The organism is Sphaerisporangium sp. TRM90804 (assembly GCF_029846175.1).
In the GTDB taxonomy this organism is placed as follows: domain Bacteria; phylum Actinomycetota; class Actinomycetes; order Streptosporangiales; family Streptosporangiaceae; genus Sphaerisporangium.
The window spans coordinates 412491-435101 of sequence record NZ_JARWAC010000009.1; the positions used below are offsets into that span (position 1 = coordinate 412491).

Below are 22611 nucleotides of genomic sequence, written 5' to 3' on the forward strand. Positions count from 1 at the left end.
CGTCAGGGCAAGCCGCACCCGCGCAACCGTGCGGCCCCGACCAGACACCCGGCTCCCCGCTACGGACGGACCCGGTGCGCGAGGCCCGCGCTTGGCGGGCGCCGTGGCCGGGTCCCGGTCACGAGGCGGGCTCCTCGGCTGCGGCGGGTGCGGGCGCCGGGTTTCGGGCTCGGTTGATGGCGGTGACGGCGGCGCCCGGGTCGTCCGCGTAGAAGCGCAGGACGCGGGCGGTGCCCTTCCGGCCGAGGGGGCGGGTCACGGTGACCGGTTCCGACAGCTCGACGACCACGTTGGTCTGCGAGGACACCGTCAGGGACATGGTGGTGCCGTCCAGTTCGAGCATGCCCTGGTGGTCGTGGCGCCAGTGCGCCCGGACGGCGGTGACCGTCGCCATCGGGACCCGCAGGTCGATCAGGGCGCCCCAGCGCAGCCGCAGCTCACCCGGGCCGGCCACGTGGGGCCGGGTGAACCCGGCGGCGATCAGCGCCAGCACGAAGAGCACGGTGTACGCGTCCAGGACGAGCAGCACCAGGCGGACCGCCGGCCAGGGCAGCACCAGGTGCAGCACCCACGTCTCCAGGACGCAGGCCACCAGCAGGGCGGCCAGCATGGGGGTCTGCTGGCGGGCGTAGCCGATCGGGACGGCGCCGTCGCGCACCCCGTGCCGCCGCCCGGCCAGCAGGTACCCGATGCTGGCCGTGGACTTCAGCTCGTGAGCCATCATGAGCAGGACGGGCTCGGGCACCAGCTCTCCCACCGCCGCCCGCGCCGCGGCCCGCGGCGCCAGCCCGCCGGCGCGGTGCCTGCGGTAGATGCGAGCGGCCAGGAACGCCTCGGCGACCACCAGCGCGAAGACCGCCACCTCGGCCGCCACGAGCGCCACCCACGGTATGGACACCCCCAGAACCAGGGACACGACGAGCAGGATCTCCGCCGGGAGCACCCCGTAGGCCACGCCGCGAAGCACCCGCTTCGCCCTGTCCTCACCGGCCCTCCGGAGCCCACCCGCCCCGTCATCGCTCACGCCCCGCAACGGGCTCGCTGCGTCATCCCCCACGCCCCTCAGGCCTCCAATGCCGTCGCCGCCGGCCTCCCGCCGCCGTCCCGCCCCGTTCCCGTCCGGGCCCCGGAGGCCGGGCGCCCCCTCATCGCTCACACCCCGGAGCGGGCTCGCTCCATCCTCACCGGCCTTCCGCGGCCGTCCCGCTCCGTTCTCGTCCGGGGTCGGGAGCCGCACCACCGCGTCCTTACCGGAGCCGCTGGGCCGGGTCATGGGAGCCTCGCGGCGAGTTGGTCGATCGTCTGGCGGACGACCTCGGCCTGGGCGGGGGCGAGGTCGTCCAGCAGGGGCACGCCCGCCGGGTCGGCGGCCGCCTGCGTCAGGCCGGGGGCGAGGACGGCGAGCAGGTCGTCCGGCAGGTAGGCGGCGAACGCGGCCGCCAGCGGGGCGACGCGGGGGTCGCCGGGGTCGGCCCCCGCCAGCTCGTCCAGCCTGCGGTAGAGGTCGTGGCCCTGGGCCATGACGGCCGGGTCGGCGGCCATGGGCGTCAGCGCGGCCATCAGGCGGCGCCGGTCCTCCTCGGTGGCCGTGGTGTCCATGAGGGCGAACAGCTCGCGGTCCCAGGCCGCGGCCGGCGACTTGCCGAGGTCGGTCGTGGAGGTGAAGACCGTCCCGAACAGCTCCGACAGCTCGGGGGAGACGACGTCGTCGGGCCTCAGCTCGGAGACGGCGGCCTTCTCCAGAAGCACCGCCAGGCGTTCCCTGCGCTCCCTGATCGCCCGCTCCTGACGGGCGAGGTCGGCGTCCAGTTCCAGCAGCACCTCGTGCAGGTCCCGGCCCATGTCGTCGGCCAGCACGTCGCGCACCTCGTCCAGGCTCAGCCCCAGCTCGGTGAGCCGGCGCACCCTGGCCAGCTCGACGGCGTCGCGCAGCGTGTACTCGCGGTATCCGTTGGCCCGGCGCGGTGGCTCGGGCAGCAGTCCCTGATGGTGGTAGTGGCGTACGGCACGGGTCGTCGTCCCCGCCATCGCCGCGATCTCTCCGATGCGCATGCCTTCATTACAGACGTTGACGCCGCGTCAAGGTCAAGCGGCCCGACGGCCGGCAGGAGGGCAGGGGCGGAGGGCGCGCGTCAAGGTCAGCGAGCCCCAGGGCCGGCCAAGGCGGAAGCCCGCGTCGAGGTCAAGCGGGCCCGACGGCCGGCAGGAGCGGAGGGCGCGCGTCAAGGTCAGCGAGCCCCAGGGCCGGCCGAGGCGGAAGCCCGCGTCAAGGTCAAGCGGGCCCGACGGCCGGCCGGGGCGCAAGGCCCGGGTCGTCCTGGTCGCCGAAGGTGATCACCATGTACCTGCCGTTGGCGTAGCTGACCACGGGTCGCTGGAGCATCTCTCCGACTCTGTGCGCGACCGACTGGAACAGCTCCACCATGTCGGGGGTGTCGGCGCTGACCCGGAACCGCCCCTCGGTGGCGAGCGTCTGGGCGACGTAAGGGGCGAAGGCCGCCTCGCTCCGGATGCGCTCCTCCGCGCTGAGCGGGGTGCGGCGGGGCGCGGGACGGGGGTCGAGGGGGTGGGTCATCGCTGGTCTCCCTGTGATCGCCAGCCTCCCATCATGCCATCCACGCCTCCAGCGCCCGGCCCACGTCCACCGCATGGCCCGCGTCCAACATCCGACCCGCGCCCGGTGTCCGGCGACCACGCGAGTGGTGACGTGGCCGGCGGGCGGCCGGTGAAGGCGGCGCGCGTGCCGGCGAGCCACTCGGCCATGGACACCGGCTCCCGGCCGGTGGCCTGGGGGACATCGTCGGTCACGGTGGCGCAGCCACCGCGGCGCACCCAGTCGAACAGCTCAAGCATGCCGTCGGCGTGCCAGGCGGACAGTCCCGCGGCGAGCATGCCACGCCGCGCCTCCGCCGGGGAGACCTCGGCGTACCGCACCGGCCGGGCGCAGGCGTCCGAAAGGCGGCGGGCCACGTCGGCGAGGCCGAGCGACTCAGGGCCGGTGGGGAGGTGGACCTGGCCCACCTCCTCCTCGCCGGACAGCGCGCGGACGGCGACCGCGGCCACGTCCGCCGCCGCCACGAAGCCGACCGCGCCGTCCCCCGCCGGGGCGAGCAGCGCGCCGCGCGAGCGTACGGTCGCCGCCGCCGCCAGCAGGTCCTCCATGTACAGGTTCGGGGCCAGGTAGGTGACGGGCAGGCCGGTGCGTGCCAGGTGGGCAGCGATCCGCCGGTGGCCGCGCATGAAGCGGACCTCGCAACAGGGCTCCTGGAAGCCGTCGGCGGCGACCTTCACGACGTGCGGGCGGTGCCCGGCGGCGGCCAGCGCGTCGGCGAAGACGATCTCGGCCGCCGCCTGCCCGGGCCCGGTGGGCGACAGCAGGAAGACCCGGTCGAAGCGCCGCAGCACGTCGGGCGGCGGCGGCGCCTCGAGCGCGGCGACGAGGTGCGGCATCCCCGCCGGCAACCTCCCCGCCCGCGTCTTCGCGCGCACCATGGCGGTCGCCGGGACGCCCGCCCCGGCGAGCAGGCGGGCCAAGCGCAGGCCGACCCGCCCCGTGGCGCCCGTCACCAGGATCACCCCGCCTCCTCCCCCCGGGCGGCCCCGGCGCCGCGATCCCGACCGCACTCCTTCCGCCGCCACGACCGGCGGAAACCCGTGATGACCTGCGCTTTCCCACGCGTCAGCGGGAGGAACCGTCGCCGAGCATCCCGCACAGACCCCGAACCGCACGGCCCACCCGGGCCACGCCATCACCACCACGACCGCAGAAACCCCTGACGACCCGCGCTCCCCACGAACGTCAGCGGGAGGAACCGTCGCCGAGCATCCCGCACAGACCCGAACCGCACGGCCCACCTGGGCCACGCCGCCACCACCACGACCGGCAGAAACCCCTGACGACCCGCGCTCCCCACGAACGTCAGCGGGAGGAGCCGTCGCCGAGGGTCGCGCGCAGGCTTCGGACGGCGCGGCCCACCTGGGCCATGGCGCCGTCGCCGCCGGCGGACTCGCCGCAGTCGGGCGCGAGGGTGACGCGGGGCGCTCTGCCGCTGCGGATGCCGTCGGCGATGTCGTCCAGGCACGTCACCACCTCGCGCACCGCCTCCTCGGAGGGCGAGGGCGCCCCGTGCTCGGTGCGGGCGGCGGTGGCGGCGGTGGCGTCGGCCACCTGCTCCAGCGCCGTCATCGCGGGCATCCACGTGGTGACCCGCCTGCTGATCACGGCGGGTTCGGTGACCGCGCGCTGGAAGACCGTGCGCAGGTCGGCGAGGGCGTCGTAGGCCTGGCGGTGCAGCAGCGCCCGCCGCGGGTCGCCGGGGTCGAACGCGCGGCCGAGGTAACGCGACGTGGCCGACACCGCGTCGGCGAAGCGCGGCCCGACCGGCGCCTGCCAGCTCCCCGGCCACGGCAGGTATCCGAGCACCAGCACGATGGCGCAGCCGACCAGGGTGTCCACCAGCCGGATCTCCGCCAGTCTGGGCCCGGCCCCGCTGACCAGGTCGACCAGCAGCACCACCAGCGGCGCCTGGAACATCGCCATCATCCCCCAGTTGCGCTGCTGTCCGTACGGCAGGAGCGCGGAGAAGATCGCGACGGGGATCAGGATCCCGGGGCCGTACGGCACCACGGAGAGGATCACGGTGCCGATGAGGGCGCCGGCGACGGTGCCGAGGCCGCGCTGGACGGCCCGCGCGAACACCGAGCCGAAGTCCGGCTTGAGCACCAGGGCGACGGTCAGCATGATCCAGTAGGACCGTTCGATCGTGTGCACGCGGCTGAGGACTGCCGCCGCCCCCATGCACAGCGCCAGCCTGACGATGTACACGCGGGTGAGGTGGCCGTACAACATGCGCGTCCAGACGGCGTTCAGCCGCGCGGCGCGCCCGACGCGCTCGTACGGCACCTGGGCGGCGTCGATGTCGCCTCCCGACACCAGGTCGACGGCCCCCTCGACGCCCGAGCACAGGGCCCGCATGGCGGGCGTGCCGCCGTCGCACACGGGCGGGCGCGGAGGCGGCCGCCCTCCGGCCAGCGTGGCACCCACCTCCCGCACGGTCCCGGCGAGCCCTGGCGGCGGGCGGCTAGCGGGCTCCCCGGCACCGGCCGCCGCCGGCTCGGCGGGCCGCGCGGTGACACCGTCCGGGTCGGCGCCATGCGGGGCGGAGCCCCGTGCCCCTGCGCCGTGTGGGCGGGCGCCGTCCGGGTCGAAGCCCCGTACCTCCGCGCCGTCCAGGCGAGCGCTGTCCGGGTCGGAGCGCCGTGCTTCCGCGCCGTCCAGCTCGGCACCGTCCGGGTCGGAGCCCCGTACCCCTGCGCCGTGCGGGTCGGCGCCGTCCCGGTCGGAGCCCCGTACCCCTGCGCCGTGCGGGTCGGCGCCGTCCCGGGCGGAGCCCCGTACCTCCGCGCCGTCCAGGTGAGCGCCGTCCCGGTCGGAGCCCCGTGCCTCCGCGCCGGGCGGGGGCGGGGCCTCCTGGGCGAGGGACAGGAGGGCGTTGCGGATCTGGAAGGCCTGGTTGAGCAGGGCGATCAGGCGGGTGCGTTCGCGGTCGGGGCCGGCCGAGGAGGATCGGGCGCCGAAGACGGTGTCGTACCCGCTCTTGAGCGCGGTGTCGAACGCGCCGGCGTCGGTGCCGGGCGGGCCCTCCAGGAGCGTGCCGAGCGAGTCGTACGCCTTCGCCACGGCGGCCACCTCCCCGGCTCGGGGGTGCAGCGGCCAGCCGGCCAGCACCAGGAGCACCGCCCACAGCGCCCCCGCCAGGTACAGCAGGGCCCCGGGGAGCGCGGACGAGGGCAGCGGCGAGCCGACGCCGAGGACGGTCATCACCAGGAGCTGCAGCCCGCCGAGCGAGCCGGCCGCCCCGGCCGTGCTGACCAGCGCCGACAGCACGGCCATGGCGACGACGATCGGCACCGTCCACCAGCCCAGCCCCCGGGCCGCGTGCCCGGCCGCGTACCCCGCGGCGCCACCGAGCGCCGCCGCCCCCATGCGGATGGCCCTGGCCCGGTAGGAGCCTCCCCTGTCGGCCAGCGAGGACGACATCGCCCCCATGGCGGGCAGCACGGCGTGGGCGACCAGGCCGGTGGCGAGCCCGATGATCAGCGGGGTGGTGACCGCGACGGCCGTGCGCGCCATCGCCCCCCGCCGGGGCCGTCCCGGCGCCGGCCGCACGGTCTCCACCAGCCACCCGGGCGCGACGTCCGCCAGCCGGTGGCCGTCCGGACGGCGGAACGGGCGGGGCGAGGGCACGCGCTCACGCCTCGCTCAGCCGACCAGTTTGTCCAGCCGTATCGGCAGGTCGCGCACCCGCACGCCGGTGGCGTGGTGGACGGCGGAGGCGATCGCGGCCGCCGTGCCGACGATGCCGATCTCCCCGATGCCCTTGGAGCCCATCGGGTTCAGGTCGGGGTCGTCCTCCTCCACCCAGGCCGCCTCGATGTCCCGGACGTCCGCGCAGGTCGCGAGGTGGTACTGGGCGAGGTCGTGGTTGAGGTAGTCGCCGAACTCGCGGTCCAGGACGCTCTCCTCCAGCAGCGCCATCGACATGCCCATGGTCATGCCGCCGATGAACTGCGAGCGCGCCGTCTTGGGGTTGAGGATGCGCCCGGCCGCGAACACGCCGAGCAGCCTCAGCACGCGCACCTCGCCGGTGTCGACGTCCACGCCGACCTCGGCGAACTGGGCGCCGTAGGCGTGCCGGGCGAGCTTGCGCTGCCCGCGCACCTCCTGGGCGGTGTCGGCCTCGGCCGACAGGCCGGGCGGCGGCACCGCGCCGCCGTGCCGGGCCAGCTCGTCCATCAGCGCCTCGCAGGCGCGGACCACGGCCGTGCCCCACGAGGCGGTGCCCATCGACCCGCCCGCGGTCGAGGCCTTGGGCAGCGCGCTGTCGCCGACCTCCACGCGCACCCGCTCGGGCGGCACGGCGAGCGCGTCGGCCGCGAGCTGCGTCAGCACCGTCCGGGCGCCGGTGCCGATGTCGGCGGCGGCGATGCGCACCGTGAAGCGGCCGTCGGGCTCGGCACGGGCGGACGCCCGGGACGCCACGCGGTAGGCGGGGTAGGTGGAGGACGCCACGCCGGTCCCGACCAGGACACGGCCCCTGCGCCGGATCCCCGGGCGGGGGTCGCGCTCGTGCCAGCCGAACCGGCGGGCCCCCTCGCGCAGGCAGGCGACCAGGTTGCGGGAGCTGAACGGCAGCCCGCTCTCGGGGTCGCGCTCGGGGTCGTTGCGCACCCGCAGCTCCACCGGGTCGACGCCGCACGCGACGGCCAGCTCGTCCATCGCCGACTCCAGCGCGAACATGCCGGGCGCCTCGCCCGGGGCGCGCATCCACGTCGGGGTGGGCACGTCCAGCCGCACCAGGCGGTGGCTGGTGTGCCGGTGCGGGGCCGCGTACATCATCCGGGTGGCCACGGTGGTCTGCTCGGCGAACTCGCTGATGGTCGAGGTCTGCTCGAAGGCCTCGTGGGTGATCGCCACGAGCCGCCCGTCGCCGTCGGCGCCGAGCCTGACCCGCTGGACCGTCGGGGTGCGGTAGCCGGTGACGGCGAACATCTGCTGCCGGGTCACCGCCAGCTTGACCGGCCGCCCGACCTGCTTGGCCGCGAGCGCGGCGAGCACCACGTGCGGGTGGGCCTTGCCCTTGGAGCCGAACCCGCCGCCGACGTACGGCGAGACGATCCGCACGCGGTCGGGCGGCATGCCGAACAGCGGCGCGATCGTGGCCCGCAGGCCCGAGGCGCCCTGCGTGGAGTCGTGGACGGTGAGCCCGCCTTCCTCCCAGACGGCGACTGCCGCGTGCGGCTCCATCGGGTTGTGGTGCTCGGCGGGCGTGGCGTAGGTCGCGTCGACCACGACGGCGGCCGAGGCGAGCGCGGCCTCGGGGTCCCCGAGCGAGCTGTCGGTGGGATAGTCCGGGTTGACGTGGTCGGGCCGGTACATGCCCGGGTGGTCCACCCGCAGGGCGACGTCGTGCGGCCGCTCCTCGTACTGGACGCGCAGCAGCCGCGCCGCCTCGCAGGCCTGCTCGTAGGTCTCGGCGACCACCACGGCGACGTACTGGCCGCGGTAGGCCACCTGCCTGGACTGCAGCACGGCGAGCTCGGCGGCGGCCGACGGCGCGAGCCGGGGCGCGTTGCCGTGCCACATGGCCGCGATGACGCCCGGCCACTGCAGGACGGCGTCGACGTCCACGTCGACGACCTCGCCCCGCGCGATGGCAGCCTGGACGGGGACGGCGTAGGCCACGTCGCGCGGGCGGTGCTCGTAGGCGTACCGGGCCCGCCCGGTGACCTTCTCGGGGCCGTCGACGCGGTCGAGCGCCGAGCCGGTTACCCGCGCGCCTGTGACGGTCATGGTGCCTCCGCGAGGTCGGTGAGCACGCGGACCAGCAGGTTGCGGGCCAGCGGCACCTTGTAGGCGTTCCCCGGCAGGGGACGGGCCCCCGCCAGCTCCAGCTCGGCGGCTCGGGTGAACTCCGCCTCGGTCGCCTCGGCCCCGCGCAGGGCGGCCTCGGCCGTCTCCGCGCGCCACGGCACGTGCGCGACCGCGCCGAGCGCGATGCGGCAGTCGCGGACGACGCCGCCCGCGACCTCCAGGGCCGCGGCCACCGACACCACCGCGAAGGAGAACGACGCCCGGTCGCGCACCTTGCGGTAGCGGGACCGGGCGGCGAGCGGCAGCGGCGGCAGCTCCACCGCCGTGATCAGGTCGCCGGGGCCGAGCACGGTGTCCCGCTGCGGCTGGTCGCCGGGGAGGCGGTGCAGCCCGGGCATCGGCACGGCGCGCGGGCCGCCGGGGCCCTCGACGTGGACCGTGGCGCCCAGCGCGGCCAGGGCCACCGCCATGTCGGACGGCTGGGTGGCGACGCAGCTCTCGGAGTGGCCGATGATCGCCAGGTTGCGGTGGTCGCCTTCGCGCGCCGGGCAGCCGGAGCCGGGCTGCCGCTTGTTGCAGGGCTTGGTGACGTCCTGGAAGTAGGAGCAGCGGGTGCGCTGGAGGAGGTTGCCCCCGACCGTGGCCATGTTGCGGATCTGGCCGGAGGCGCCGGCCAGCACGGCCTGCGACAGCACCGGGTAGCGGCGCCGCACCAGGGGGTGGGCGGCCAGCTCGCCGTTGCGCACCCCGCCGCCGACGAGCAGGCCGCCGCCGGCGGTCTCCTCGATGGTGGCCGGGGCGATGCGGGTGACGTCCACGAGCGTGTGCGGCGTGGCGACGCCGAGGCGCATCAGGTCGACGAGGTTGGTGCCGCCGCCGAGGAACACCGCGCCGTCGCCCGCGCCGACGGCCTCCACCGCCGCACGGGTGCTGGCGGCGCGCTGGTAGCCGAACGGCCTCACGGCGCCACCCGCCTGATCGCCTCGACGATGTTGGGGTAGGCGCCGCAGCGGCACAGGTTGCCGCTCATCCGCTCGCGGATCTCCTCCTCGTCCAGCACGACCGGGCCGTCGCCTTCGCTGACCGCGCTGGGCCACCCGTCCTGCGCCTCGGCGAGCATGCCGACCGCCGAGCAGAGCTGGCCGGGCGTGCAGTAGCCGCACTGGAAGGCGTCGTACTCGATGAACGCCTCCTGCAGCGGGTGCGGGCTGTCGCCGCCCGCCAGGCCCTCGATGGTCGTGATCTCCCGGTCGTCGACGGTGACCGTGAGCGTCAGGCACGACTTGACGCGCCGGCCGTCGACCAGGACCGTGCACGCCCCGCACTGGCCGTGGTCGCAGCCCTTCTTGGAGCCGGTCAGGTCGAGGCGCTCCCGCAGCGTGTCCAGGAGCGTCTCCCGGGTGTCCACGGTGATGGGATGGACGTCCTTGTTGACCGACAGCCGCAGGTCGCTGGTGATCGGGGCCGGGGCGGCGGCGTCACCTCGGATCGTGTTCGCTTCGCCGTTCACCCGCGCTTCCTTACCCGGGCCCGGCCATGCTTTATCCCACCGGAGGTTCATCTCTCGGCAGCGGACGCTCCAAGGCGCCGCTCAGACGACGGTGCGCGCCGACCACAGCTCCGGGAAGACGTCGCGGCTGAGGCTGCGCTGGAGCCATCCGACGCCGCCCGACCCGCCCGATCCCATCTTGGCGCCCATGGACCGGCGCACCGCCATCAGGTGGCGGTAGCGCCAGTCGGAGAACCGCTCCGACAGGTCGGTCAGGGTCTCGGCGAGCTCCCACAGCTCGTCGCCGGGCGCGCGCTCGCTGTAGATCGTCACCCATGCGGCCTCCACGGCCGGGCTCGGGACGTACTCGGCCGTGAGGTCGCGCCCCTCCGGGACGGCGAACCCGCGTCTGGCCAGCACGTCGAGCACGCTGTCGTACAGGCTCGGCGCGCGCAGGGCGGCGAGCAGTTCGGCGTACACCGCGGGGCTGCGCCGGTGCGGGCGGGTGAGCGGCTCGGACTTGTTGCCCAGCAGGAACTCCAGGTGCCGGTACATGGCGGACTGGAAGCCGGAGGCCTCGCCGAGCGCCTCGCGGAAGGCGTTGAACCGCACCGGGGTGAGCCAGCTCAGCGCGGCCCAGGAGGCGTTCAGCGCCTCGAAGTAGCGGACGGTGCGCGCGAGCACCGCGGTGGCCTCGGCGATCTCGTCGTCGTCGAGCAGCCGCTGCGCGAGCCGCCACTCGGTGCGCACCAGCCCGAAGTACAGCTCCATGACCTGGGTGGTGACCAGGAACGGCAGTTCTTCCGGCACGTCGGTGATCGTGTGCTGGAGGCCGTGCAGGGTCTCGGCCTCCACGTAATCGTCGTACGGCGTGCCCGCCGCGAACTCCAGGGTCGGCGCGGCCTCGCCCGGCCCCTCGGAGGGCGCGCCGGGCGCGCCGACCGGCCTCTCCGTGATGGCCCCGTCTCTCGGCCTGCTCGTCATCACGCCTCCCTCGCTTCCCTCTATGGTCACGTCTATAGGATTTCAGGGAAATGGTGAGTCTGAGGTCGTTCGTCCCTTTCACCTGCGGGTTGAAAGGTCTCGGAGGGCTTTCGGGTTGTGAGTGACGGGGCGTGACCGTGGACACGATGGACTGGGCTCTGCTGGCTGAACTCCAGGCGGACGCGCGACTGTCGTTCAGCGAGCTGTCCCGGCGGGTCCACCTGTCGGCGCCGGCCGTGGCCGAGCGGGTCAGGAGACTGGAGCAGACCGGGGTGATCACCGGGTACCACGCGCGGGTCGACCTGTCGCGCGCCGGGCACACGGTGAGCGCGCTGGTGCGCATGGCGTGTTACGGCCCCCGCTGCCTGCTCCGCGACGAGGCGGCGCTGGCCTGGCCCGAGATCGTCGAGGTGCACCGCGTGACCGGGGACACCTGCTGCCTGCTCCGGGTCGCCACCACCTCGATGGGCGCCTTCGAGGAGCTGATCGACCGCCTGGCCCCCTACGGCCAGCCGTCGAGCATGATGATGCTCTCCAGCCCCCTCCCCTGGCGCCCCCTGACCCGCCCCGCCGGCGGCTGAGCCCTGCCGGGCGGGGACGCCGGGCGGGAGGCGCGGGGTCAGCGCGTGAGGCGGGCGGCCAGCTCGGCGGCGGTGGCGTGCCAGATCGCGGACGCCGGGTCGACGACCGCGAAGTGGTCGCCGGGCAGCTCCAGGTAGACGGCCTCCTCGCCCGCGGCCCGGGCGTACCGCCGGTTGACGTCGACCAGGTCGGGGTCGTCCGAGGCGCCCTGCACGACGAGCTGCGGGACGCCCAGGGGGAGCCGCTCCAGGGGACTTGAGGCGGCGTACACCTCGGGGATCTCGTCCGCGCCGCCGCCCAGCGCGCCCGCGACCGCCCCCGCGCTCACGTGACGCCGGTCCGCTGCCACGAGGTCGAGCACCCCGGCCAGCGACACCGCGAGCGTCACGACCGGCGACCCCTCCCCGGAACCCGCAGAAGGCGCGGCCGGAGACGGCGCGGCTCGGCGGGCGTCCGCCGCGGCGCCCGGGCGATCCCCTCCCCCGCGGGCGCGGTCGGCCGCGGCGCGCAGGGCGAGCTGGCCGCCCGCCGAGTGGCCCGCCACCGCCACCCGGGCCAGGTCGAGGGGCGTGCCGGCCGAGGCGAGCGCCTCGACGCCGGCGGCCACGTCGGCGGTGGTGGCGGCCCAGCCGTGCAGGTCGGGGCGCCGATACTCCAGGTTCCACGACGCGAAGCCGCGGTCGGCCAGGTCGATGGCGAGGGCGTCCATCAGGTCGGCCGCCCAGACCGACCGCCAGTAGCCGCCGTGCACGAGCACCACGACCGGCGGTGCCACGCTCCCCACGGCGGGCGTCCGGGGCTCGACCGGGCCCGGACGCGGATCAGGCGTGGTCGGGGATGGATCCGACGCGGGCGTCTTCGGAGCAGGCGCGGGCAGGCGCGCGCCGGCGGCCGGCAGGCGCAGGTCGGCCCACTGGTCGGGGTGGGGGCCGTAGGGGATCCGGCGCGCGGGGCGGCGCAGGCGGTGCACGGCGTGGCGGACGGCCCATCCCAGGCCCGCGACCCCGCGTCCCCGCACGTGCGCCGCGCCCCCGGCGACCGTTCGCGGCCCGGTGCGGTCCAGGTCGAGCCACACCGTGCGGGGCGCGTGGCCGGAGGCGACGTCCATGAGCCGCCTCGCCTCGGGGTCGGGCCCCGGCAGCGCGACCAGGGCGCACCCCTCCCCGGCCCGCTCCAGCTCGGCGGCGAGCGCGGCCACGTCCGCCACGGCGGCGAACCGGCCCTGGACGCCGAGCGCGGCCCACTCGGCCGCCGCCGTCTCCTCCAGCAGCCCGGCGTCGGCCACCACCCCGGGCCCCGCGACGACCAGCACCTCCACCCCGCCCACCTCCCCGAAGGCGCCGCGAAGCCGGGCTCCGGGACGCGCCGCGGCACCGCGCCACGTCGCGGGCCGGCACAGACGGTACCGCCGTCCCCGCCCGCGCCGCGAGCCGGGCGGACCGGCGCGCGAACGCGACGGCCCGGCGCGCGAACCCGGCCGCGCCCCGAGGGGGAGGCCAGGGCCGCAAGCCCGGATGGGCCCTGGCGGAACCCGGGGCGTACAGGCCCGGGCGAGACCGGGCGGGCTCGTCCGGGGCCCGCCGGGTGGGCGGGGATGGGTCAGCCGCAGCCCTCGAACTGGGGGACGGTGAAGCTGAGGGCCAGGCCGGACTTGGCGAACCACTTCTGCAGCAGCTTCTTGGCGGTCCCGTCCTGGTACATCTCGGTGATCGCCTTGTTGACCGCCTCGCAGCCGTCCAGGTCGCCGATGCGGATGCCCACGCCGTACCGCTCGTCGCTGAAGGGGGCGTTGACGATGCGGGTGCTGGAGGTGGCGAAGCCGGCCAGGATGAGGTCGTCGGTCGAGACGGCGTCCACCTCGCCCGCCAGCAGCTGCGAGACGCACTGGCTGTACGACGGGGAGCTCACCAGGCTGACCGCCACCTTGCGCTCCTCCTTCACCCGGCGCCAGGAGTTCGACCCGGTCACCTGGCACAGCTTGCGCCCGCTCAGGTCGCGCACGCCGGCGACGGCGCCGTCGTCCGCGCGCACGAGCGTGTCCTGGTGGGCCACGTAGTAGGGCCCGCCGAACGACACCTTGGTCTTGCGCTCGGCGGTGATCGAGTAGGTGGCGAAGATCAGGTCGACCGTGCCCCGGGCGAGCATCTTCTCGCGCGCCGAGGACGGCGCGTCGACGAAGCGCGCCGTCTTGCCCAGCTTGCGGGCGACATAGGTGGCGACGTCGACGTCGAAGCCGGTGTACTTGCCGTCCTTCTTCACCCCGAGCCCGGGCTGGTCGGGTTTGACCCCGATGACCAGGGACTCCTTGTCGAGCAGCGAGGTCCCGGCGGCGCACCCCGCCGCGAGCGGGAGCGCGGCGAGCAGCGCCGCCGCCGGCAGGATCCGCGCGAGCGCGCGGATCCCGCGGCCGTTGCCAGTGAGCGTGAGCATCGCGACTCCTGCCTTTCAGCGGTACTCGGCGAGCCGGGGCCGGACACCGACGAGGATCAGCAGGATGGCGGCGAGCGCCGCCGCCGGCGGCCCCACGTCCCATCCGGTGAGCGCGCCGTCGCCGTCGCGGACGGCGGAGTCGAACTCCCGGCGGTGCAGGGCGATCAGTTCGACCAGGGCCTCGTCGTACTCGCCGAACGCGGGGCCGAGCGCCAGGCGCACGGCGTCCCTGGGGCTGCCGCCGGCGGCGGCCTGGCGCATCCGCCGGTCGTTGTCCTGGAACTCCCCGTAGCGCCTCAGCACCTCCTCGAAGGCCGCCCGCTGCCCGGTCAGGGTGAGCCGGGAGGCCTCCGAGCCGAAGAACCCGAGGAAGTCGCCCTCGCCGGAGGACCGCGAGTCCAGCGCGGCCTGGTACTTGTCGAGGCTGCCGGCCGGGACGTACATGACCGCCTGCGACTTGTCGAGGTAGACCTGCTCGTAGGTGTCGGCACGCTGCGGGTCCAGCAGGTACCTGATCTCGTCGCCGTGCAGGGTGTTGCCGATGGCGCGGGCCCGCGACAGGGCGAGGACGGAGTCGAACCCGTCCTCCTTGGCGTGGGTCAGCACCTCGGTCTCCCGCTGGAGCACCAGCACCCCGCCGAGGGCGAGCACGGCGGCCAGGACGGTCGCCGCGAGCAGCGAGAGGTTGATCGTCCGCCGGAAACCCCTGCTGAGGTAGATCTGCAGGGTCAGCAGGACGGCGAGCGCGAGCGCGCAGGCGACCCCGGTCCAGATGCCGCCCATCCGCATGGCCGACAGCTCGGCGATGGAGGCGCGCCGGACGATGGTGCCGCTGTCGAGGGTCAGGTTGTAGGCCTTGGGCAGCAGGTCCAGGCGCATGAGGTCGGTGGCCTGGCGGTAGACCGCCAGCGCCTGTGAGGAGGGCGGCCCGGCGGCGTGCCCGGCGCGCTCGTCCAGCACCAGGGCGCGGGAGGCGAGCCGCTCGTAGCGGCCGAGGCCGTCCAGCAGCGCGCGGACGGTGGCCTGCGCCGTGGCGTCGTCCCCGGCGAGGTCGGCGGCCTGGAGCACCGCGCGGTCGGCCTGCGACCTGCGCTGGTCGTAGAGGGCGAGCATGGCCTGGCGCCCCGGCCCGAGCCCGGTCTCCTGCCCGGCGAGCAGGACGGTGGCCACCTGGGCGTCCATGTCGCTGAGCGCGAAGTACAGGTCGGCGGTGGCCACCACCTGCGGGCCGGCGGTGTGGCCGATGACACGCAGGCCGTCCCTGGCGTGCGCGACGGCCATGGCGACCGCGCCGGCCAGCAGCAGGACGGCGGCCACGGCCAGCGCGGTGAGCAGCCGGATGCGTCCCGGCACGGTGCGGGCCCTGCCGGCTCGGCGGGGCGGCGCGGGCCGCACTAACGTCATCTCAGCCTCTCCGCAGGGTGATGACGGTCCACGCGCCCACGTTGACGCGGTCGCCGTCGCCGACCGGTACCGGCACGTTGACCTCCACGCTCTTTCCGTTCAGCAGGGTGCCGTTGGCCGAGCCGGGGTCGACCAGCCGCCAGCCGCCGTCGGGCTCGGCCAGCAGCACGGCGTGCAGGTGGGAGACGCCGGGATCCTCCGGGGGGCCCGACAGGTCGATCTCCGGCTCCAGCGAGCGCGTCCGGCTGCGCCGCCCGATGCGCATCTCGCGCCCGGCCAGCGGGATCCGCCGCTCGGGGCAGTAGGGCGGGAACGCCACCCGGGCCGCGTCGGGGCCGCCGAGGGCGATCATCGCCTCGTAGTGGCCGCGGTCGGCCGCGACGACCGCCAGCCAGCCGCTCCCGGCGGGCCCGCCCCGCGACCCGGGATCGCCCGTCGTCTGAGGCCGCCCGGACTGCGGGCCGGCGCCCTCGTGCCATCCCTGGGAGTGCGGGGCGCCCTCGTGCCGTCCCTGCGTGGGCGCGGGGCCGGCCGGGTCGGGCCGGGGCTGCGACGAGCCCGGGCGGACGATCTGCGCGGGCCGCCACGCCTGCGCCGGCTGCGCCGGTTGGGCGGGCGCCCCGGGGTCCGCTGCCGGGCGCGAGGGCGGCGGGGCGAACGCCTGGGAGGAGCCGCCGAGCACGAAGTCGTAGCCGCAGCTCTCGCAGAAGCGGCCGCCGCGGGGCGCGCCGCAGTCGGGGCAGGGCCCCTCGCCCCGCGGCGCGCCGGAGGAGGCGGGCGGCGCGGGCGCCGCCTGGCCGGGGGCGCCGGTCATCAGCGCGCCGCAGACGTCGCAGTACTCCTCGTCGGCGGAGTCGTGCCCTGCCGGGCAGGTGGCCATCCTCAGCCCTCCGGGTCCTTGCGCATGCGGACGGTGCGGACAGAACGGGTGTCCAGCGCGATCTCGTCGGCCTTGTCGACGCCCCGCCTCAGGCGTGCGGTGCCGGTCTCGGGGTCGATGTCCACGACCTTGTCCAGCAGCTTGGCGGTCTCGTCGTTGCCCGCGCGCTCGGCGATGCCGCGCGCCTTGCCGAGCCGGGCCGTGGCGGTCTCCAGGTCGCCGTCGTTGCGCGCCTGCAGGCCCTCCTGGATGAGGGACGCGAGCTCCTGCTGGCCGGTGTAGTGGGCGACCCGGGGGTTGATGCGGGTGGACAGCGCGGGGTCGTCGCTCCACTGGGCGAGCACGTTCCCGCTGGCCAGCACCTCCCCGGTGGCGGGGACGACCAGCTTGACCAGGCCGGCGCGCATCTCCTGGCCAACGCCGCCCGGGGGCACCTTCACGCTGACGTGGTACTCGCGCGACTCCCCGCCCCACGCGCCGGTCGGGTAGTCGCCGGTCTGCGCGTCGACCGGGGAGCGGCGCCCGGTCAGATCCTCCAGGGCCGGGGAGACCTGCTTGACGAAGTTCAGCGTCGCGGCCCGGGGCGTCCACACGCGCAGCGCGACGTCGGCGACGGTCTTGCCCATGGCCGCCTCGGTCATGGCGCGGAAGTCGTCCTCCAGCTCCTCGGGCCTGCGGACGTCCATCGCGCTGCCGAGCAGGGTGGAGCCGATCCTGCGCAGCTCGGCGACCACCCAGTCGGTGCCCACGCCCCGGGCGTCGCAGACGAACTTGCCCGAGCAGTAGGCCAGGTTGGCGTCGAACTCCGGCGCGGGCTCGTGCTCGTTCTTGCCGTCGGTGAGCAGGATGGCGTGCCTGATCGCGCCGGGGTGCTCCATGAGGTGGGCGCTGAACAGGTCGGCGGCGCGGCGCAGCCACCGGCCCATCGCGGTGCCGCCGTCGGCGCGCAGGCGGGAGACGGCCTCCTTGGCCTCGTCCCTGCTGCGCGCGTCCGCCGGCGTCAGGCGGCCGTTGCCCGGGTAGATCACCTCGGCCTGGTGGTTGCCCGCGATGACGGCGAAGTACACGCCGTCGCGCAGCGTGTCGACGGCGGCCTGCGCGGCCTTGCGCGCCTCGGCGATCTTGCCGTACGACATGGAGCCCGAGGTGTCGACGATGATCACCTCGGCGGCGTCGGTGGCCCGGGAGGTCCCGACCGGCCCGCTGGCCTCGACGGTGATGATGCCGTGGACCTCCTGGCTCCCCGCGGGCAGGTACTTGTTCTGGTCCACGCGCATGGTGAAGTCAGTCACTTCTCTCCTTCGGGAAGGCCACCGTGGTATCGGCCCGGTCCCCCTGGCCGAACGGGATGACCACGACGGTGATGTTGTCGTGTCCCCCCGCCTGGTTCGCCAGGCGCACGAGCCTGCGCGCCGTCGCGAGGGGGGCGTCCTGCGGGGCCGCGGCGGCGAGGTCCTCCGGCTCCGGGTAGTAGTTCCACAGGCCGTCGCTGCACAGCAGCACGATGCCGGGCCCGTCGGTGGTGAAGGTCGTGACGTGCGGGACGACCTCGCCGGCGTCGGCGCCCAGCCACGCGGTCAGCATGTGCGTGCCGGGCGTCGCGTCGTCGCGGGTCAGCAGGGCCGACTGCGCGCCGAGCCAGTACGCCCGGCTGTCCCCCACCCAGCCGACCGTGACCTGCCGGGCCGAGACGACGGCGGACACGTACGTGCAGGCGGGGGCGTCCTCGCCGGCGCGGGCGGCGGCGGCGACCGCCGCGGCGGCGAGCCGCACGCCCTCGCGGGTGGCCGCCTCCGCCCCCTCGCCCTCGGCGAGCCGCTTGGCGATCGCGGCGGCGGCCACGTCGGCCGCCGCCTGGGACGCCTCGTCCGGGCGCGGGGAGGTGGAGACCCCGTCGCAGACGACGCCCACCACCGTCCCGGGCCCCGCGGCGGTCAGGGCCATGGCGTCCTCGTTACGGCTGTGCCGGCGGCCGCGGTCGCTGGCGCCGGCCGAGCCGTCCAGCTCCACCTCGACGTGGTCGCGCCCGGTGGGCTGGAGCATGCCGCAGTTCTCGCAGTACCCGTCGGCGCCGACGCGCGCCGCCCCGCAGGCGGTGCACGGGGTGGGCCCGGGCGCTGCGAGGTCGTGGCCGCACTGCTCGCAGAACGCCTCGCCGGCCAGGACGCGGGTGCCGCACACGGGGCAGGCGCTCACCACAGCGTCCTCGGGCGGACGGCGTTGGCGCGGCCGATGAGGGCGTGCCGGTCCTCGGTCGTGCCGGCCGACCTGGCCAGGGCCCGGTAGACCCGCTCCAGCTCGCCGCGCACGCCGCGCTCGCTGAGCGGGGTGCCGAGCAGCGTGCCGCCGTTCCCCTGCGCCGCCTGGCCGGTGACGAACCTGGCCAGCGCGCTCTCCAGCACCTCCGAGGCCAGGCCGTCGCGGTCGCGGGAGTCCAGCCTCAGGCCGCGCAGCCGCTCGCCGGCGGCGATCAGCTCCGGCTCGGCGGGCGCCTGCCCGCGCACGGTGACCGCTACGGCGGCGACCTGCGCGGCGGTGCGGTGGATGGAGGTGGGCGGCACCTCGTCCAGGGCGCGGACGGCGCCGGCCCGCTCGCCCTGGGCCAGCAGGATGCGCGCCAGGCCGAAGCAGGCGCCGGCGTAGGAGCGGTCGGTCTGCCAGATGGCCGCGTAGTGCCGCGCGGCCTCGGGACCGGCACCGGCCGCCTCCAGCGCGAACGCCAGCGCGAGCCGGGGCGCGGCCTCGCCGGGGAACCAGGAGTAGAGCCCGTCGAAGAAGCGCACGGCCATGCCGGCGTCCCCGGAGGCCAGTTCGGCGACGCCGCGGTACCACCACAGCCGCCAGTCGCCCGGCAGGTCCCTGGCCGCGGCGGCGTACAGCTCGTCGGGGACGGGGCGGCCCAGCTCGCTCAGCACGCGGATGCGGGCCAGGAGCGTCTCGGGCGTGGACGGCGCCGACTCCAGCACCGCGATCAGCTCGTCGGGGCTGCCGGAGGTGAGCCCGGCCAGGAAGCCGGCGGCCGGGTCGAGCGGGTCGACCAGCGGTACCGGCAGCGCCGAGGCGGCGTCCAGGCGCTCCAGGGGCCCGAACACCTGGCCGCTGGTGAGGGGTGCCAGCTCGGTGCCCACCGCCGCCCTCTCAGGCCCGAACACCCCCGACTGCGCGGGGTGAGGCGCGGCCTCCTCCTGGGCCCTGGTCTCCCGCAGGACGCCGACGAGCTGCTCGGACATCTCCGAGGCGCTCTGGAAGCGCCGCGTGGGGTCGGCGTCGGTCGCGCGCTGCAGGAACCGGTGGAAGGACTCCAACGCCGGCCCGGGGTCGGGCAGCGGGGCGGCGGCGCCGCCCGCGGACGGGCTGAAGGGGAAGGCGAGCACCGCGAGCGTGCGCCCGACGGTGTACAGGTCGGAGGCGATCGAGGTGCCGTGGGTGGCGATCTCGGGCGCCTGGTAGCCGATGGTGCCGTAGATCGCGCTGTCGTTGTCGTCGAGCCGGCGCACCGCGCCCAGGTCGATCAGCTTGAGCTGCTCCTCCACCTGGATCACGTTGGCGGGCTTGAGGTCGCAGTAGAGCATGCCGCGGTCGTGCAGGTAGCCGAAGGCGCTGAGGATCTCCAGCCCGTACGCCATCACCTGGGACGGCGGGAGCGCCTGGCGGTTGTCGCTCTCGCGGAGGCGGTGGCGCACCAGGTCCTGCAGGGACTGGCCGCCGACGTACTCCATGACGATGTAGCCGACCAGCGTCCCGGTGACCGGGTCGGGGTGGTTCACGAAGTTGAAGATCTTGACGATGTTGGGGTGGTCCATCGCCGTGAGGAACCGGCGCTCGGCCTCGGCGGCGGCGAGCGCCTCGGTGTCGCCGGTGTCCAGCAGGCCCTTCATGACCACCCAGCGGCCGTCGAGGTTGCGGTCGGCGGCCAGGTAGATCCAGCCCAGGCCGCCGTGCGCGAGGCAGCCCTTGACCTCGTACTGCCGCGCGACCAGGTCGCCCGCGCCGAGCTTGGGGGTGAAGGAGAACCGGTGGGCGCAGTGCGGGCAGAAGCCCTCGGCGCGGCCGGGGTTGCCGTCGCGACGGCGGCCGACCGGCTTGCCGCAGTCGGGGTTGCCGCAGAAGCGCCGCTCCTCGGGCACCACGGGGTCGCGCAGGACGACCGCCGAGGGGTCGCGGTAGGGCACCGGGGGGACCTCGACCAGGCCCATGCCGAGCATGCCCCGGCGCGAGCGGCTGCTGGTGCGCCGCGACCCGGTCATCTGGCTCGGGGTGGAGCCGGTGGAGCCGGTGGGGGCGGTGCCCGGGACGCCGATGGACGGCCGGGTCATCCCGCCGGGCGGCGGCGCCCACCCGGACGCCTGCGGGGGCGGGGCCGCCGAGCCGGAGGGCCACGCCGTCCCGGGGCGGCCGGCGGACTGCGGCGGCGCGGCGCCGGGGGGCGGCGGGGAGCCGCCCGCGGCCGAGGGCCAGGCGGTGACCGGCCGTCCGGAGGCGCCCGTGCCCACGCGGTTGCCGGGCGCGCCGGGCGGTACCGCGCCGGGGTCGCCGGGCCGCACGGCGCCGGGCGGCGCGATCGGCGGCGCGGCCGGGAACGCGTGGGCGGGCGCGGCGCCGCCCGAGGCGCCCGGCCCGTACGGGGACGGCGCCCCGTGCGGGGACGGCGGACCGTGCGGAGACGGCGGACCGGACGGCGGCGGCGCGCCGGGCCCACCGGACGGCACCGGGGAGGGCCGGGACACCGGCGCCATCCCGCAGGCGTCGCAGTATCCGTCCACGACGGTCCCGGTGCACCCGGGCTGGTCGCATCTGGTCATCCGGCCGCTCCGATCCGAGTGATGGCCCGCTGGTACTCGGCGACGGCGACGGTCGCCCGCCGCAGGTCGCACGGCGCGGTCCACAGCAGGTCGCGGGCCGTGCCGTAGAGGCCGGCGAGCGCGACGTCCTCCGCGTGGCCCAGGCGGACGGCCTTGGCCTGGTAGGCCGACAGCCGCCCGCGAAGCTCGTCGCGCCGGTCGATGAGGCCGCCGATCGACCCGGTGACGCCGTCGGCGCGCGACAGCGCGTCCAGCACGGCGCGTTCGAGCTCCGCCAGGCGCTCGGCCAGCTCCAGCCAGCGGCCCTCCGCCGAGCCGAGCGCGGCGAGCCGGTCGCGCAGCGCGGCGGCCTGGTCGGGCAGGCGGGGCAGCGACGGCGAGGCGATCTTGGCCAGGACGACGTCCCGGACGCGTCGCGCCTCCTCCTCGGCGGCGGCGACCTCGGCGACGCGCTCGCCGAGCAGGCGGGCGCGCTCGGCGTACTCCTCACGCAACCGGGCGGCCCGCTCAAGCGCGCCGAGGCGGGCGGCCAGGGCCGAGGCGGCGGCGTCCAGTTCCTCCCCCAGCCCGGGGGCGCCGAGCGGGTCGGAGGTGGCGGCGGCGCGCAGCCGGTCGAGCCGTTCGCCGAGGCGGTCGAGCTCGGCGTCGGCGGCGCCGAGGTCGTCGGCCAGGACGCGGGCCGCGCGGCGGGCGGCGTCGGCCTCCTCCAGCCGGGGCAGCAGGGTGCCCCAGGCGGCGTCCACGGCGGCGACGGTCTCGGCGACCTCGCGGTAGGCCCGGTCCATGCGGGCCATGACGGTGTCCAGGGTGATCCACTCGCCGGGCGTGCGCAGCAGGGAGCGTTTCTCCACGGGCACGTCCCCGGGCTCCAGCTCCACCGAGGAGCCGGCGAGCAGGTCGCTCAGCGCGGCCAGGTCGGGCTTGGACGCGGCGCGCAGCTCCAGGGCGCGGTCGAGCACCCGGCGGTAGGCGTCGAACAGCCACCACAGGGTGACGGAGGTGGCCTCGGCGCGCGCCCAGCGTCGCCCGGTCTCGCCCGCGGGCGTCATCCCGGCCAGCAGGCGGCGGCTCGGGTGGTCGTCGAGGTCGAGCAGGTCGCCGGCGATGCGGTCGCGTTCGGCAACGCGCCGGCTCAGGGCGTGGTCGATCCCCTCCAGGCTCATGGGCGGCCCCGGGGCCCCGCGCGTGTTCAACGCTCCCCGCCTCCCCCGGCATGGAACGACCTGTCCCTCTCCATACTCATTCTTTCCATAATTCGGGCAGACGCGTGCCCAGAGAGGAACCGGCGAAGGCGGGTATTCGATCACATGACGATCACGCCGCAGTCACGGCGTGGCCCCCGGGGCCCGTGAGCGGCCGGGGGCGGGGGTGCCAGGCGCGGCGCCGGCGCGGTCAGCGGGTGACGAGCCAGTTCCAGATGCTCCTCACGACGTCGAAGCCGACCTCGCCCACGACGCCGAGGACGCGCGCCACCGCGGCCCTGATCAGGTGTTCGATGGCGGTCTCGTCGCGGTACTGCACCGCGTAGTCGAATCGGGTGAGGTACTCGGCGGTTCCCCGCCGCGCGGCCTCGACCGCGCGGCGGATGTCCTCGTCCTCGATCATGGTGGGGTCCTCGCATCCGGGGGTTCGTCGGTACCCGAGGTGTCGGCGGCCGGGCCGCGGC

At 75.9% G+C, this 22611-nt stretch carries 19 protein-coding genes; 1 reads left to right on the top strand and 18 read right to left on the bottom strand.

Annotation, left to right across the window (positions count from 1 at the left end; translation table 11 throughout):
• Window positions 1-118 precede the first annotated feature (118 nt).
• The 9 genes from PYR91_RS12640 to PYR91_RS12680 form a co-directional block, all read right to left on the bottom strand.
• Window positions 119-967: a hypothetical protein gene (locus tag PYR91_RS12640; protein WP_279779844.1), complete on the bottom strand. Its 849-nt coding sequence runs from the start codon at window positions 965-967 to the stop codon at window positions 119-121.
• Between the two features lie 302 nt (window positions 968-1269).
• Window positions 1270-2052, bottom strand: coding sequence for a MerR family transcriptional regulator (locus PYR91_RS12645; RefSeq protein WP_279779845.1), 783 nt, complete (start codon window positions 2050-2052; stop codon window positions 1270-1272).
• A gap of 220 nt (window positions 2053-2272) precedes the next feature.
• On the bottom strand, window positions 2273-2575 hold the full coding sequence (locus tag PYR91_RS12650) for a hypothetical protein (RefSeq protein ID WP_279779847.1): 303 nt from the start codon (window positions 2573-2575) through the stop codon (window positions 2273-2275).
• Window positions 2572-3576: an NmrA family NAD(P)-binding protein gene (locus tag PYR91_RS12655; protein WP_279779848.1), complete on the bottom strand. Its 1005-nt coding sequence runs from the start codon at window positions 3574-3576 to the stop codon at window positions 2572-2574. Before PYR91_RS12655 ends, PYR91_RS12650 begins: the two co-directional genes overlap by 4 nt.
• Before the next feature lie 343 nt (window positions 3577-3919).
• Window positions 3920-6247 carry an FUSC family protein gene (locus tag PYR91_RS12660; RefSeq protein ID WP_279779850.1) on the bottom strand — a complete coding sequence of 776 codons (2328 nt, stop codon included), beginning with the start codon at window positions 6245-6247 and terminating at the stop codon, window positions 3920-3922.
• 15 nt (window positions 6248-6262) lie between these two features.
• Window positions 6263-8353, bottom strand: coding sequence for a xanthine dehydrogenase family protein molybdopterin-binding subunit (locus tag PYR91_RS12665; RefSeq protein ID WP_279779851.1), 2091 nt, complete (start codon window positions 8351-8353; stop codon window positions 6263-6265).
• A complete protein-coding gene (locus tag PYR91_RS12670) occupies window positions 8350-9336 on the bottom strand; it encodes a xanthine dehydrogenase family protein subunit M (protein WP_279779853.1) in 987 nt (328 codons plus the stop codon). Before PYR91_RS12670 ends, PYR91_RS12665 begins: the two co-directional genes overlap by 4 nt.
• On the bottom strand, window positions 9333-9833 hold the full coding sequence (locus tag PYR91_RS12675) for a 2Fe-2S iron-sulfur cluster-binding protein (RefSeq protein ID WP_279779933.1): 501 nt from the start codon (window positions 9831-9833) through the stop codon (window positions 9333-9335). The genes PYR91_RS12670 and PYR91_RS12675 overlap by 4 nt, the downstream gene beginning before the upstream one ends.
• A 132-nt stretch (window positions 9834-9965) precedes the next feature.
• Complete coding sequence (locus tag PYR91_RS12680) at window positions 9966-10847, bottom strand: tryptophan 2,3-dioxygenase family protein (RefSeq protein WP_279779854.1); 882 nt, start codon at window positions 10845-10847, stop codon at window positions 9966-9968.
• A 146-nt stretch (window positions 10848-10993) separates the two neighbouring features.
• Between PYR91_RS12680 and PYR91_RS12685 the strand changes: the two genes are divergently transcribed.
• The gene (locus PYR91_RS12685; protein ID WP_279779855.1) at window positions 10994-11428 is read left to right on the top strand and encodes an Lrp/AsnC family transcriptional regulator; all 435 of its coding nucleotides are present in this window, start codon (window positions 10994-10996) and stop codon (window positions 11426-11428) included.
• 38 nt (window positions 11429-11466) lie between these two features.
• On the opposite strand, the gene PYR91_RS12690 is transcribed toward PYR91_RS12685, so the two are convergent.
• From PYR91_RS12690 to PYR91_RS12730, 9 genes are all read right to left on the bottom strand, one after another.
• Complete coding sequence (locus PYR91_RS12690) at window positions 11467-12747, bottom strand: alpha/beta hydrolase (RefSeq protein ID WP_279779856.1); 1281 nt, start codon at window positions 12745-12747, stop codon at window positions 11467-11469.
• 281 nt (window positions 12748-13028) lie between these two features.
• Window positions 13029-13859: a glutamate ABC transporter substrate-binding protein gene (locus tag PYR91_RS12695; RefSeq protein WP_279779857.1), complete on the bottom strand. Its 831-nt coding sequence runs from the start codon at window positions 13857-13859 to the stop codon at window positions 13029-13031.
• Window positions 13860-13874: 15 nt separating this feature from the next.
• Window positions 13875-15263 (bottom strand): hypothetical protein, encoded by a 1389-nt coding sequence (locus tag PYR91_RS12700; protein ID WP_279779858.1) that lies wholly within the window; start codon window positions 15261-15263, stop codon window positions 13875-13877.
• Window position 15264: 1 nt separating this feature from the next.
• Window positions 15265-16143: an FHA domain-containing protein gene (locus PYR91_RS12705; protein ID WP_279779859.1), complete on the bottom strand. Its 879-nt coding sequence runs from the start codon at window positions 16141-16143 to the stop codon at window positions 15265-15267.
• 2 nt (window positions 16144-16145) lie between these two features.
• On the bottom strand, window positions 16146-17435 hold the full coding sequence (locus tag PYR91_RS12710) for a VWA domain-containing protein (RefSeq protein WP_279779860.1): 1290 nt from the start codon (window positions 17433-17435) through the stop codon (window positions 16146-16148).
• On the bottom strand, window positions 17428-18339 hold the full coding sequence (locus PYR91_RS12715; protein WP_279779861.1) for a protein phosphatase 2C domain-containing protein: 912 nt from the start codon (window positions 18337-18339) through the stop codon (window positions 17428-17430). The genes PYR91_RS12710 and PYR91_RS12715 overlap by 8 nt, the downstream gene beginning before the upstream one ends.
• Entirely contained in the window at window positions 18336-20945 is a 2610-nt protein-coding gene (locus PYR91_RS12720; RefSeq protein WP_279779862.1) for a serine/threonine-protein kinase, read from the bottom strand. The genes PYR91_RS12715 and PYR91_RS12720 overlap by 4 nt, the downstream gene beginning before the upstream one ends.
• The gene (locus PYR91_RS12725) at window positions 20942-22108 is read right to left on the bottom strand and encodes a hypothetical protein (RefSeq protein ID WP_279779863.1); all 1167 of its coding nucleotides are present in this window, start codon (window positions 22106-22108) and stop codon (window positions 20942-20944) included. Before PYR91_RS12725 ends, PYR91_RS12720 begins: the two co-directional genes overlap by 4 nt.
• A gap of 229 nt (window positions 22109-22337) precedes the next feature.
• Complete coding sequence (locus tag PYR91_RS12730; RefSeq protein ID WP_279779865.1) at window positions 22338-22550, bottom strand: hypothetical protein; 213 nt, start codon at window positions 22548-22550, stop codon at window positions 22338-22340.
• Between the last annotated feature and the right edge of the window lie 61 nt (window positions 22551-22611).

Bases quoted from the DNA above. Each gene is read 5' to 3' on its own strand.
- PYR91_RS12645 (WP_279779845.1), bottom strand. From the start codon at position 2,052: ATGCGCATCGGAGAGATCGCGGCGATGGCGGGGACGACGACCCGTGCC.
- PYR91_RS12650 (WP_279779847.1), bottom strand. From the start codon at position 2,575: ATGACCCACCCCCTCGACCCCCGTCCCGCGCCCCGCCGCACCCCGCTC.
- PYR91_RS12665 (WP_279779851.1), bottom strand. From the start codon at position 8,353: ATGACCGTCACAGGCGCGCGGGTAACCGGCTCGGCGCTCGACCGCGTC.
- PYR91_RS12680 (WP_279779854.1), bottom strand. From the start codon at position 10,847: ATGACGAGCAGGCCGAGAGACGGGGCCATCACGGAGAGGCCGGTCGGC.
- PYR91_RS12685 (WP_279779855.1), top strand. From the start codon at position 10,994: ATGGACTGGGCTCTGCTGGCTGAACTCCAGGCGGACGCGCGACTGTCG.
- PYR91_RS12695 (WP_279779857.1), bottom strand. From the start codon at position 13,859: ATGCTCACGCTCACTGGCAACGGCCGCGGGATCCGCGCGCTCGCGCGG.
- PYR91_RS12700 (WP_279779858.1), bottom strand. From the start codon at position 15,263: ATGACGTTAGTGCGGCCCGCGCCGCCCCGCCGAGCCGGCAGGGCCCGC.
- PYR91_RS12705 (WP_279779859.1), bottom strand. From the start codon at position 16,143: ATGGCCACCTGCCCGGCAGGGCACGACTCCGCCGACGAGGAGTACTGC.
- PYR91_RS12720 (WP_279779862.1), bottom strand. From the start codon at position 20,945: ATGACCAGATGCGACCAGCCCGGGTGCACCGGGACCGTCGTGGACGGA.
- PYR91_RS12725 (WP_279779863.1), bottom strand. From the start codon at position 22,108: ATGAGCCTGGAGGGGATCGACCACGCCCTGAGCCGGCGCGTTGCCGAA.
- PYR91_RS12730 (WP_279779865.1), bottom strand. From the start codon at position 22,550: ATGATCGAGGACGAGGACATCCGCCGCGCGGTCGAGGCCGCGCGGCGG.